The sequence below is a fragment of the Salifodinibacter halophilus genome (genome assembly GCA_012999515.1).
Taxonomy (GTDB): Bacteria; Pseudomonadota; Gammaproteobacteria; order Nevskiales; family Salinisphaeraceae; genus Salifodinibacter; species Salifodinibacter halophilus.
On sequence record JABEEB010000001.1, the window covers coordinates 2,111,038 to 2,123,361 of the forward strand.

The window sequence follows — 12,324 nt, forward strand, 5'->3', positions numbered from 1 at the left end:
CGTCAATGCGCAACTAATGGCTTTGATCCGGCTAAACCCACCGGGTTCCAAAACCGACTGAGATTGCCGAATCGGTCTGCAGGCGTTCCAATAGCGGTACGCTTAAAAAGATAACGACCAAATCACGATGGCCGAAACCGACGAAAACGAAAATGCGTGGCTGGAGAGTGTTGCGTGGTCCGACGATGGATTGGTGCCGACGGTTACACAGTCGGCTGCCACCGGACGCGTTCTCATGCTTGCTTATATGGACCGCGAGGCGCTCGCCGCGACCCGGGACAGCGGCTTTGCTACTTACTATTCGCGATCCAAGGGGCGGCTCTGGGTCAAGGGCGAATCATCCGGTGCGACCCAGCAGGTGCGCAGTATCCATCTGGATTGCGACGGCGATACCATCCTGTTGATGGTCGACCAACGTGGCGGTGTGGCCTGTCATACAGGACGCCAATCCTGCTTCTATCGGGCGTATGATGAAGGTGAGTGGCGTGAGACTGATACTGTCCAGGTCGCGCCCGAAACGTTATACAAAAGCCCATGACGACTACCGACACGCTGGAACAACTTGACGCCATTCTGGCCAGCCGCCGCGAGGCGGACAGTGGATCGAGCTATACGGCCAATCTATTCGCCGGCGGTGCGTCCGATATAGTCGCCAAGATCGAGGAAGAAACTGGCGAAGTCGCCGAAGCCGCACAGCTGGACGACGATGGTCACCTAGCTCGGGAGGTGGCAGACTTATGGTTTCACTGCATGGTGCTTTTGCAATCACGCGGTCTCGACAGCCAGGCTGTTCTGGCCGTGCTGGCCGAGCGACTGGGTATGTCCGGCCTGGACGAAAAAGCGGCTCGAACGAACTAGCGCGGGAACCGACAATCAAAGTCGGTAGACGAGGTTATTATGGGACTTGGCGGTATCAGCCCTTGGCAACTACTTATCTTGCTGGCCATCGTGCTGGCGATCTTCGGGACGAAGAAACTCCGCAACATCGGCGGTGACCTCGGCTCGGCAATGCGCGATTTTCGCGGCGCGATGCGCGATAGCGACAGCGACGAACAAGACAACAACCCATCCGAAGACGACGATGATCAGCGGGTCGTTAACCATCAGGCAAGTGAGAACGCTGATGCGGGTGCGCAAACGCGTAATACGAGCGAATCGAAAACTGGGCAGACGACTGAAGAGTCGGGCCAGAACAAAAGCTAGCCTAGTCGCCAGCGATGTTCGACTTCGGTTTCTGGGAACTATCGCTGATCGGCGTTCTCGCGCTCGTTATCCTTGGCCCGGAACGACTGCCGGTGGTGGCGCGCACGCTGGGTGGCTGGGTGCGCCGTGGCCGACGTTTCGTCAGAAACTTCGGTGAAGAGATAAGCGGCGACACAAGCGTTACCGAACTGCGTCAAGAAGTCCGGCGGATGCGTAGCGAAATCGAAGGCGAGACCCGCCATGCGATGGATGAAATCGATCGCATGGGTCGGGGCGACGACCTAAATGGCAGCCAGGCTTCAACCCAGATAAACGATTCCAGCGAGTCTGAACAGCCCCCTTCGGCTTACGAATTCGGCCTCGACGACGTTGATAGCGCGCCCGGCACGGATGGCGACGCCCAATCCGCCACGACAGCAGACGCGTCCCGGAACCATGAGTCGGTCGACGAATCAGTGCTCACGCACCACGAAAGCGAAGACGCGGAAGCCCTGTATGCTCGGGCACGGCAGCACTACTTCCAATCCGACGCCGATTCGGCCGGGGATGAACCGGACGACCAGTTCGCGACCGCGGATGACATAAGGCACGCGGACCGCGAATGAGCGAAGAAGAAGACGATCAGCCCCTGAAGCAGGAACCGCTGATCAATCATCTCCTCGAGCTTCGCACCCGGTTGCTCAAGATACTGATCGGCGTCGTGCTGGTTTTTACGCCGTGCGCTTATTTCGCGCGTGATCTGTTTTCTTATCTGTCGGGCCCACTGCTGGCCGCCATGCCGGCTAAGAACAGCCTTATTGCCACCGGCGTGGCCGCGCCGTTTTTGGCGCCGTTCAAGTTGGCAATGCTGGTCGCGGTCGCGATTTCGTTGCCCTGGACGCTGTTTCAAATCTGGATGTTTACGGCCCCCGCGCTCTATAAGCGCGAACGTAAGCTGATCATTCCGTTATTGGCCTCCAGTACCTTCTTGTTTTTCGCGGGTATGGCGTTTGCTTACTACGTCATCTTCCCGATCATTTTCAGGTTTTTTATATCGGTGGCGCCGGCCGGTGTGCAGGTAACCACCGACATCTCGGCTTATCTCGACTTCGTGCTAAAGCTTTTTATGGCTTTTGGCGCCGCGTTTGAAATGCCGGTCGCCATCTTTCTAATCGTCTGGACGGGGTTTGTGTCGACCGCGCAGCTTGGCCGCTACAGGCCGTACGTCATCATTGCGGCGTTCGCCTTCGGGATGCTGTTGACGCCACCGGACATCATTTCGCAGACGTGCTTGGCGGTGCCGCTCTATCTGCTTTATGAGGTCGGCATCCTGGCCGCCCGGCTGCTCCTGCCGGATACCAGCGACGACGCCGACGCGGGTTAAGCAGTCAGCTCATGGTAATGCGCGGCCACCGGTGATCAGCGCAGGCTGACGGGTAATTTCAGCGATGCTGAACGGCGTGTCGCTTGGCGTGTGTCGTTCGGTGTGGCGCGAACTGGCGGCTAGAGTTGACTCGAGGCGTAGTCGGCCAAGCGCGACCGTTCGCCCCGGGCGAGGGTGACATGGCCGGCGTGGGGCCAGTTGCGGAACCGGTCGACGACGTAGGTGAGCCCGGAGCTGGTTGCGGTGAGATAGGGGGTGTCGATCTGGGCGAGGTTGCCAAGACATACGAATTTGGTGCCCGGCCCAGCTCGGGTGATCAAGGTCTTCATTTGTTTCGGCGTTAAATTCTGGGCTTCGTCGAGGATGACAAAGCGCTCGAAGAACGTGCGTCCGCGCATAAAGTTGACCGAGCGGATCTTGATCCGGTTCGAAAGCAGCTCCTGAGTCGCGGCGCGCTCCCAGCCGCTGGATTCCTCGCGACCGGTCAGCACTTCAAGATTGTCCATGAGTGCGCCCATCCAGGGCGTCATCTTCTCTTCTTCGGTTCCGGGTAGAAAGCCGATATCGTCACCCACGGGTACGGTCACACGGGTCATGATGATTTCGCTGTAGCGGTCCGCGTCCAAGACCTGGGCCAGAGCTGCGGCCAGGGTGATCAGCGTCTTACCGGTGCCGGCCGAGCCCAGCAATGTCACGAAATCGATTTCCGGATCCATCAGCAGATTGAATGCGAAATTCTGCTCGCGGTTGCGCGCATGCATGCCCCAGACCGCGCGTTTGCCCGGGCGATAGTCGTCGGCGAGTTCGAGTGTCGCGGCGCCGTCGCCGATCTCGCGGGTGATCAACTCCGGATCGTTGGGGCGCTCGAAATGCAGCAGTTCGTTGAGGTGCCAGTCGGACAGATCGTCGGATTCGATGCGATACCAGGTGCCGGTTGCGTCCTGCCACGACGATAGATCGTCGGCGTGCATGTCCCAGAAGTTATCCGGCAGCCGGGTATAGCCGGTATACAGCAGGTCGAGGTCTTCCAAGACCTTGTCGTTGGCGTAGTCCTCGGCTGCAACCCCGACCACCGCGGCTTTGATCCGCAGGTTAATATCCTTCGAGATCAACACCACGTCGGTCTCGACCGCGGCCTGTTGCAGCGCTAGTGCGCTTAGCAGGATCGAATTGTCCGGTTTGTTGCCGGGCAAAAGCGTCGGCAGCGCCGTTTCTGGTGAGCGGGTTTCGAAGCGTATTCGGCCGCTGGCATGTGGCGTCGTATCGCCGTTGATGACCGGGTTGATGGCGTTTAGCGCGAGGCCTTGTTCGATCGACGCCGTATTGGTGGCCGCCATTAAGTCGTCGAGGAAGCGGTTGACCTGGCGGACGTTGCGCGCGACTTCGGAGACCCCTTTTTTGCCGCCGTCGAGCTCCTCGAGCACGACCATGGGGATGAAGAGATCGTGTTCTTCGAACCGAAACAAGGCACTCGGATCGTGCATCAGGACATTGGTGTCCAGCACGTATGTCTTGTGGTTCGTGCGGGTGCTGCGGACGGGGGCGTTGGGTGTCACTGCCAAATTAATCGGTTGCTGTGCACTCGGTGTTCAAGTTGTGCACGGCGCTCAGTACGGCGTCGGCGTGGTCGGGAACTTTGACATCCCGCCACATCCGGCGAAGGACGCCGTCGGGGCCGATGATAAACGTCGAACGCTCGATGCCGATGTGTTGCCGGCCGTAGAGTTTTTTCTCTTTCAGGACGTCGTAATCCTGGCACATGGTTTCGTCGGCGTCGCTGATTAGCGCGAACGGAAATTCGTGTTTGGCCCGAAAGTTTTCGTGCTTGCGAACCGAGTCGCGCGAGACGCCGACGATCTCAGCGCCTTCCGCCTGAAACTTCGGGTAGAGATCGCGAAATGCTTCGCCTTCCTGCGTGCAGCCCGGCGTATTATCGCGCGGGTAGAAGTACAGCACGAGATATTGTCCAGCGAAATCGGCGAGCGCGAGCGTTTGATTATCGGTCGCGGGCGCGGAGAAATCCGGCGCGGGCCGGTCGAGTTCGATTGCCATGGAACGCCTCGACTACTGTGGTTGCGGTATCTGGATGGTCAGTGCTTGATGGGATCGAGCACGCCGTCGGCAAATAGTTCGTCGCAAAGATCCATGAACGCGTCACGCAGGCTTTGCGGGTGTTGAATGGTCGGTACTTCGAGCGTGAAATGCAGACTGCACATAGCCGCTCCGGTAAGTGACGAGCGGTAGGTTTGGGCTGTCAATTCCGTGGTTCGCACGCCGTAGTCATTGAAAAAACGCGACAACGACACTAGCAGGTTGTCCTGATCGGGCGCGACAATATCTGCCGCGTACGGCCGGCAGTCGGTGGTGCTCGGTCGCCGGGCTGCTGTATTTGACTGAATGGCAAGCCCGAGTGAATCGCCCAGCCCCGGCAGCGCTGACTCCATTTTGGCGATCTCGCTCCAGTTGCCAACCGCAAGGATCGTGACCACGGTCTGGTCGCCGACTGGCATGATGCGGAAATCGTCGATCGCGCAGCCGCGTTGACTGATGGCAGTGAGTAGTTCGGTCAGCAGCGTTTCCCGGGCGGGGCCCATTGCAACGATCGACAGATATTTTTTGGTGTCGGCCATAAAAGGTTGGGGGTCGGCGAACGCCGGATCGACGCAGATGTTATTACAACCCTGTAAGGATACGGTTACAATCTGGAACTGAACAAGTTGTCGGGCTGGCGTGAGTGCGCCGCATATCTACAGTCCGGCTACGATACAGCACAACTAATGAGGGCGAGGACTTGGTAGCGAATGATTCGGGCCTTGGCGGCAGTATGGTGGCGCTGGTCACGCCGATGCACGCTGACGGCAGCGTCGACTGGAATGCGCTCGAGCGCTTAATCAACTGGCACATCGAGTCCGGCACCGACGGTATCGTCTCGGTTGGAACGACCGGCGAGTCCGCCACGCTTGGCTTCAACGAACACGATGAGTTGATCGGGCGGACCGTGGAAATCGTTGACAATCGCGTGCCGGTGATCGCCGGTACTGGTGGCAATGCCACCGATGAGGCTATTCGTTTGACGCGCCAAGCCAAGCGAGTTGGAGCCGATGCGTGTCTGCTGGTTACGCCGTACTACAATAAGCCAACCCAGGAAGGCTTGTATCGGCATTTTCACACCATCGCCATGGCCGTGGACATCCCGCAGGTGTTGTATAACGTTCCGAGTCGCACCGGGGTCGATATGCTGCCCGAGACCGTGGCGCGCTTGGCCGAAATCGATAACGTGGTGGCATTGAAGGAAGCCAAGGGCTCGCTCGACCGCATCCACGAGTTGATTAAAACCCTGGGCGAAGATGTTGCAATCTTCTCGGGCGATGACGGCACCGCCATGGAAACCATGCTGGTCGGCGGTAAGGGCAATATATCGGTGACAGCCAATGTCGCGCCCCAGAAAATGCATGAAATGTGTCAAGCCGCCGTGGCTGGTGAACGCGAGCGCGCCGAAGCACTCGACGCCGAGCTGGCGAAATTGAACAGTGCTCTGTTTCTGGAGCCCAACCCCGTAGCTGTGAAATGGGCACTGGCAGAACTCGGCTATATGGAGCCGGGCATTCGTCTGCCGATGACACCGCTGGCCGAACATTTTCACGATACGGTGCGCGACGCGCTCGCCGACTTCGGGTTAAGCCCGGCCGGTGCCTGAGCATACATACGTAGCGGAACCGATCCCGGCGACCTCAAGGAATCCAAACGGCAACCGAATCGGTGCCAAAGCGACGACTATGACAATGCCAATCACTCGTCAAACGACGCTGCTTATCCTAGGGGTGGGCGTCATAACGCTGCTCATTGCCGGGTGTAGTGGGCCACCGAATTGCACGAAACCCCAGCCTTACATGAAAGCCAAGAGCTATCCCAAGCTCACGATCCCACCGGGGCTGGATAAAGTGTCTGCCGACGACGCGATGAATATTCCAAAGGTTCCGGACGACGGTCCCATTGGCCAATATGAGCAAGCGCCGGCTAACACAGCGCCCGATGACCCGGCCGCACGCTGCCTGACAACGCCACCGCCGTTGCCGAAGTCGACAATCGATATGAGCAAGTCGAACGACGAATCATAATTGCCGGCTGTGCTTCGGTAAGACCACTATGGGGTGGCCCAAGGGCGGCGGTCACATTACAATCGGCGCGAGCATCAGCGCGATTCGATAATCGCTTGATCTCGTGGCCCGAAAGAGGGCAATAACGGTTACAATTTTGCACCGACGGAGAGGTGGCCGAGCGGTCGAAGGCGCACGCCTGGAAAGCGTGTGTACGGTGCTCCCGTACCGAGGGTTCGAATCCCTCCCTCTCCGCCACATCGATGATCAAGTGGGGCGCGGCCTGGACGGTGAGTGCTCAGGCGCACACCTGCTTACGCATCGCCATCCGGCCAAACTTGAATGGCCTCGGGCGGAATCCGAAGCCGGCATTGCTCGCCGTCGGCCAGTTGGCCAGGGCCCAATCCGCGAAGCGTTAACTCGAGCCTGTCGCCTAGACGCACAATGGCCTCAAATCGGCTGCCCAGATCGACGCTGTCGATGACCGTGGCCAGGTAAGGCCCGTTGGCGTCGATGATGATCTGCTCGGCGCGTAGGCTCCAAGCGACAGGCGTGCCGGTGGCCTGCGCGCGCGGGGTGACACGCAGTTCGACGCCGTCCGCCGCAATGTGGTCGATCGAGCGAACGGTGCCCGTGCCGCGGTTGGGAATGCCGACAAGCCGGGCGACTTGAGGCGAAGCCGGGCGTTGGAATATCCGCTGGCGTGGACCGGACTGGAGACAGCGGCCGGCGTCGATAACCATGATGTCGTCGGCCAGTAGTGCGGCTTCTTCTGGATCGTGGGTAACCAGCACCGTCGTCAGGCCCACCTCCTGTTGCAGGCGGCGCAGTTCGCGCTTTAAGTCATCGCGAACCGGTGTATCCAGGGCGGAAAACGGCTCATCGAGCAGCAGCAGACGCGGTTGACGGACCAACGCCCGTGCCAGCGCGACACGCCGCTGCTGGCCGCCGGATAGCTCATCCGGAAATCGATCTTCTAGGTCTTGTAGATGCAGTCGGTCCAACCAATAAGCAGCCACGCCGGGGTCGGCGTCCACGCCGAAATTAATCTGTTGCCATACGGTTTGTTCGGGCAGCAGGGCTGAATGTTGCGGCACGTAGCCGATTTGTCTTTGTTCAGCGGGCAGGTCAACGAGCGACTGGCCATTGGCCGTAATCGTGCCGGCGGTTGGCTGCATCAGCCCGGCGAGCAGTTTCAACGTTAGCGATTTACCGGCACCGGATGGGCCGAGAACAGCCAGATGGTGACTAGCCGCGGTATGGGCGAGATGTAGCTTGAACTGTCCGAGTCGGGCGGATAGATCGAAATCCAGGCGCGATGCGGGTGCGGCGTTCGGTTCGACCGGCGCTGGCATGGCCACGCGCGGTCGGCGGCGGCGACCGGGGCGACGACTGCTAAGCAGGAGAACCGCAAACGCGGCCAGTAACGTCACGGCGACCGGGGCGCGGGTCGCCGGCAGGCCGGTGCTGCTGAACTGAACGTAGGTATAGACCGGTAGCGAAAAAGGGTGGTAGGCGAGAATCACGGTGGCGCCGAATTCGCCAAAGGCACGTAGCCAGGCAAGCAGCAGTCCCGCCCGGATGTTTGGTGCGGCGATCGGCAGAGCGACGCGCATGAAACGTGCGCGCCGGCCGTGACCGAGTGTGGCCGCGACGGCCGTGAGATCCGGGTCGATGGTGGTGAAGGCCGAGCGTGCGGCAATTATTAAAAATGGTGCCGCCACAAAAATTTGCGCCAGTACGATGCCCGTTAGCGAGTCCGTGAGATGGCCGCCGAAAAGCCGCCCGAGTGGCGTGTACGGACCGACAACGTAGATGAGTAGAACGCCGCTTATAAGCGGTGGCAAAGCCAGTGGCAGTTGGACCGCGACGCCGATTAAATGGGCGAGGCGGCCGCGGGCGTGGGCCAGAACATAGGCCAGCGGTACGCCGAGAATGGCGATTATAGCCGCCGAGATTGTGGCGGCTGCAGCTGAGGTTGCCAGAGCTTCCAGTAGGCGCGGTTGTGCGAGGTTGAGCCCGGTTTCGGGCAATTGCCAGACGCAAAAGACCAAAATCGGAGCGAGCAGATAGACCGCCAATAGACTGCCCAGGCCGGTGAGCAACGGCGCAATGGACGTGGTGCGGAATGGGGTCATGGTGTGTCGTCCACAGCCCAGCGATACGGAGGCGCGCCGGTTTTAGTGATCGGCATCGCCATCATGCTGTGTGCGCGTGACGAGCATTGTCGGTGACGCTGTGGGTGACATCAGCGAGTGAGATCGTTTATCTCGTGGCTGGCACGCTGTTCAGCGAGGGCATGGCCGATTTATCGCCGCTAATGGAAGGCGGTTGAATCAAGTTAAAGCCGTTGTTCCGAAGTATCCGTTTACCCTGTTTGCTGAGCAGGAAGTTGATGAACGCCGAAGCGGCGGCCTTGTGTGGTGCGTGGTCCAAGATTGTGATCGTATAGCGTGCACCGATGTGTGCTGGCTCGATGGTCACCGTCGGAATATCAGCAGCGGCTGCTTCGCCGGCATAGAAAAAACCGGCATCAATCTGGCCGGATTGCAGGCGGCCGATTAGATCCTGCTCTGGATAAACCTTTGCGCGCTCGAGTAGTTGTTGTTCCAGTTTGGGTTGGTTTTTCTTGGTCGCGATTTGCCGGGCCGCTTTGACGGTCAGCTCGCCTTTGGGGTCGAGTTGCGGATCGGTGCGCCCGGCTTTTACGCCGGGGCGGGTTAAGACTCGATACCACGGCTGTGATTGCAGCGCGTTTGAGAAATGGCTCTTTGGGTTATAACCAATGACCAGCGGCGATTTCATGAAAGTGGCGTACCAGTCGATGTAGCCGGCGTCGCCGCTACCCAGCAATTGCCGATTGACCGATGGGTGGGCGCTGATGAATACGTCGCCGTGGCGTATGCCGCCCTTGATTTCGCTGGCCAGTTTGCTCGATCCGGCGGCGAACCCTTGAAATTGATCACCAGTCGCTTTTTCGAATGCGGGGCGAATGGCTTTCTGCATGACGTGGGCCAGTGAGCCTGCGTAGAGAACTTTGACCGTGTCCGACGCAGCGGTAATAGGGAAAAACTGCGCGCTCACGAACACGAGCAAGGCCAGTACTTGGCCCGCGCGCATGGAGAAGCGGCGGGGTCGGCCGTTCTGGCTGTCGGTGTTGACGCTCGGTTGGCGGATCAATCTAGAGCGTGGAATTGTTCAAGCTTCGATATGAAGCTTACTAAATAGCGAATAGTCGGGCAATGCGCACGCAGCAGGCGGCGTCGGGGCATTATTCACATTGGGCGAGGATTACGCTCGATGCTTTGAAAAACGCCGTCGCGGCCTCGCCTTCGGCGAGGCCCATTGTGTCGGCACTCGAACGTGTAATCACGGCGGCGATCGTATTGTTGCCGGCGAGTTGCAACACGATTTCGGCGTTGACGTTATCGCGTGTGATCGTGGTGACCGTGCCGGTTAATTGGTTGCGCGTGGATAGTGACACTGCCGGTGTATGGCCGGCGGCAAGGATGATTTCGCTTGCTTTGATGAGTGCGATCAATCGCGTTTCGTTGTCGATCGCTAGGTTGTCGGCGCTGGCGTTGGTGATGGTGGCGGCCAGTTGTGCGCCGCCGGACAGCTCGAGCATCACCTCGGCGTTGACGGCACCGCGCGTGACCGATACGACGTGGCCGTAGAATTGGTTGCGGGCACTGGTTTGCATTGCGAGTCGTCCCACCAGGTCCAGATCACTTTGAAGAAAGTCTATTCGTTGATTGAGCCGCGCGATGAATCGTTTCTGTTCCTCGGCCGCCGCTCGATAGACGCGCACGAGTTGTTCGCCACGTGCGCTTAAGTGACTGCCGCCGCCGCCAGTGCCGCCGGTGGCGGCGACGACCAGCGCGTTGTCTGAGAGATTGTTCATGGCGTGTACGGCGTCCCAAGCTCCCTTGTAACTGAGCCCTACTGCACGCGCCGCAGCGGCCAGTGAGCCGGTTGCTGCGATCTGTTCCAGCAAAGCGATACGCTGGCTGCCGATCGGCGAATCGGATCCGCCGATGCGCAGGTCACCGGCAATCTCGTGTGTTCTGTCGAGCGTGGTCACGGATTTAGCCTAACTTGAAGCAGCGTGAAGTTGCCTTTGCGCCCCGCATGTTTAACACGGCCATAGGCTGGCGTTTGCTATTCTGACGCTGCAGAAGTCGCGTGGTTATCCGGCGCCAAGGGTGGTGCGCTGCACCCCGAGCGTGTCGGAGGGGAAGCCAACGCGCTTGTCTGTGCGCACGAAAACCCATAATGAACGTCGCGTATCGTCATCCACCGATATAATAGAACACCTTGGCATCGACCGTTGGCCTGCGCGCGCATATCGGTGCCGAGCTATCCAACCACAATGGCTATGCGGCGCCGAATGCGAATCACAGCCACTACTCGATCAGGCGCTCCAAAACCCGCCGGTGACCCCGACGGCGGCTCAAACAGAACGGCTGCAGTACACTCCGGCGGTTAAGGGGTAAAAGCTGCGCTTGATTCACCAGCTCTGGACTGAAATCAAGGCGCACTGAATGGCGTGGCTGTGTTTCACAGCGTCGACAAGGAAAGATTAAATGCGAATTCTGGTCACCGGCGCGGCCGGCTTCGTCGGGTTTTACGTAGCTTGGCAACTACTCGAACGCGGTGACACAGTCATCGGTGTCGACAGCCTGAATGACTATTACGATCCGAAATTAAAGCGCGCGCGGCTGGCTCGGCTCGAACAAAAGCCGGGGTTTGTCAGCGAGGTGATCGATCTGGCCGATCATGAGGCGGTGACCCGGGTATTTGCCGAAAACGGTTGCGATCGTGTCGCGCACATGGCGGCCCAGGCTGGAGTGCGCTACTCGATCGAGAATCCTCAGGCCTATGTCGATAGTAACGTTACCGGTACGCTTAATATTCTGGAAGGCTGTCGCCATCACGGCGTTGAGCATTTGGTTTATGCGTCGACCAGCTCGGTCTATGGCGCCTCCACCGACATGCCGTTTTCGCCGCACGGCGATGCCGACCATCCGCTCGCGATCTACGCTGCGACCAAACGCACGGGTGAGCTGATGGCCCATGCTTATGCGCATTTATTCGGGGTGCCCAGCACCGGTCTGCGTTTTTTCACTGTCTATGGCCCGTGGGGCCGGCCGGATATGGCGCCGATTCATTTTGCGTCGAAAATGGTCGCTGGTGAGTCAATCCCCGTGTTCAACGAAGGCCGCCACAGGCGTGATTTCACCTACATCGACGATATCGCTGAAGGCGTGGTTCGTGCGATCGACCAAACGGCGACGCCGAATCCGAATTGGTCAAGTGATGCGCCCGATCCGGGATCCAGTAATGTCCCGTGGCGGATTTACAACATCGGCAACGGCGAATCTGTGGCGTTGATGCACTTTATCGAGTGCCTGGAATCTAGCCTTGGTATAACCGCCGCTAAGGATTATCAGCCGATGCAGCCGGGCGACGTTGAAGCCACTCATGCCGATGTCTCGGATTTGTTCGAGGCCGTTGGATATCGGCCGCAGGTGGGGGTCGCCGAAGGTGTGCAGCGCTTTGTCGATTGGTATCGCGATTATTATCGGGTGTAGCCCGATTGGTCCGGGTGGACGCGCAGGCGTCGCTCGTTTCTCTGTGAGCGAGTCAGCAGCTGGCCGG

The 12,324-nt window shown here is 59.3% G+C and carries 14 protein-coding genes and 1 tRNA gene; 9 read left to right on the plus strand and 6 right to left on the minus strand.

The annotated features are described in order from the left end of the window. Positions 1–127: 127 nt before the first annotated feature. From hisI to tatC, 5 genes are read left to right on the plus strand one after another with little or no spacing between them, the layout of a single operon-like run. Positions 128–538, plus strand: a complete 411-nt coding sequence (gene hisI / locus HKX41_09850; GenBank protein ID NNC24446.1) for a phosphoribosyl-AMP cyclohydrolase — start codon at positions 128–130, stop codon at positions 536–538. Continuing rightward, entirely contained in the window at positions 535–858 is a 324-nt protein-coding gene (locus HKX41_09855; protein NNC24447.1) for a phosphoribosyl-ATP diphosphatase, read from the plus strand. Before hisI ends, HKX41_09855 begins: the two co-directional genes overlap by 4 nt. A gap of 39 nt (positions 859–897) precedes the next feature. Next, on the plus strand, positions 898–1,203 hold the full coding sequence (gene tatA, locus HKX41_09860; GenBank protein NNC24448.1) for a twin-arginine translocase TatA/TatE family subunit: 306 nt from the start codon (positions 898–900) through the stop codon (positions 1,201–1,203). Between the two features lie 14 nt (positions 1,204–1,217). Then, complete coding sequence (gene tatB / locus HKX41_09865; protein ID NNC24449.1) at positions 1,218–1,808, plus strand: twin-arginine translocase subunit TatB; 591 nt, start codon at positions 1,218–1,220, stop codon at positions 1,806–1,808. Then, entirely contained in the window at positions 1,805–2,566 is a 762-nt protein-coding gene (gene tatC, locus HKX41_09870; GenBank protein ID NNC24450.1) for a twin-arginine translocase subunit TatC, read from the plus strand. Before tatB ends, tatC begins: the two co-directional genes overlap by 4 nt. Before the next feature lie 119 nt (positions 2,567–2,685). On the opposite strand, the gene HKX41_09875 is transcribed toward tatC, so the two are convergent. From HKX41_09875 to HKX41_09885, 3 genes are all read right to left on the minus strand, one after another. Further along, positions 2,686–4,050, minus strand: a complete 1,365-nt coding sequence (locus tag HKX41_09875; protein NNC24451.1) for a PhoH family protein — start codon at positions 4,048–4,050, stop codon at positions 2,686–2,688. 79 nt (positions 4,051–4,129) lie between these two features. Then, a complete protein-coding gene (locus HKX41_09880) occupies positions 4,130–4,618 on the minus strand; it encodes a peroxiredoxin (GenBank protein ID NNC24452.1) in 489 nt (162 codons plus the stop codon). 38 nt (positions 4,619–4,656) lie between these two features. Next, positions 4,657–5,196, minus strand: a complete 540-nt coding sequence (locus HKX41_09885) for an amino acid-binding protein (GenBank protein ID NNC24453.1) — start codon at positions 5,194–5,196, stop codon at positions 4,657–4,659. Between the two features lie 194 nt (positions 5,197–5,390). Between HKX41_09885 and HKX41_09890 the strand changes: the two genes are divergently transcribed. From HKX41_09890 to HKX41_09900, 3 genes are all read left to right on the plus strand, one after another. Then, positions 5,391–6,263, plus strand: a complete 873-nt coding sequence (locus tag HKX41_09890; protein NNC24454.1) for a 4-hydroxy-tetrahydrodipicolinate synthase — start codon at positions 5,391–5,393, stop codon at positions 6,261–6,263. Positions 6,264–6,342: 79 nt separating this feature from the next. Continuing rightward, positions 6,343–6,684: a hypothetical protein gene (locus tag HKX41_09895; GenBank protein ID NNC24455.1), complete on the plus strand. Its 342-nt coding sequence runs from the start codon at positions 6,343–6,345 to the stop codon at positions 6,682–6,684. 146 nt (positions 6,685–6,830) lie between these two features. Continuing rightward, positions 6,831–6,921, plus strand: a tRNA-Ser gene (locus HKX41_09900). Between the two features lie 56 nt (positions 6,922–6,977). Here the strand turns inward: HKX41_09900 and HKX41_09905 are convergent. The 3 genes from HKX41_09905 to HKX41_09915 all read right to left on the minus strand — a co-directional run bounded on the left by HKX41_09905 (position 6,978) and on the right by HKX41_09915 (position 10,747). After that, positions 6,978–8,801: an ATP-binding cassette domain-containing protein gene (locus tag HKX41_09905; GenBank protein ID NNC24456.1), complete on the minus strand. Its 1,824-nt coding sequence runs from the start codon at positions 8,799–8,801 to the stop codon at positions 6,978–6,980. Positions 8,802–8,928: 127 nt separating this feature from the next. Beyond that, positions 8,929–9,783 carry an extracellular solute-binding protein gene (locus HKX41_09910; GenBank protein ID NNC24457.1) on the minus strand — a complete coding sequence of 285 codons (855 nt, stop codon included), beginning with the start codon at positions 9,781–9,783 and terminating at the stop codon, positions 8,929–8,931. Positions 9,784–9,934: 151 nt separating this feature from the next. After that, on the minus strand, positions 9,935–10,747 hold the full coding sequence (locus tag HKX41_09915) for a TOBE domain-containing protein (GenBank protein ID NNC24458.1): 813 nt from the start codon (positions 10,745–10,747) through the stop codon (positions 9,935–9,937). A 502-nt stretch (positions 10,748–11,249) separates the two neighbouring features. Between HKX41_09915 and HKX41_09920 the strand changes: the two genes are divergently transcribed. After that, positions 11,250–12,257, plus strand: a complete 1,008-nt coding sequence (locus tag HKX41_09920) for an NAD-dependent epimerase (protein NNC24459.1) — start codon at positions 11,250–11,252, stop codon at positions 12,255–12,257. Positions 12,258–12,324: the final 67 nt, after the last annotated feature.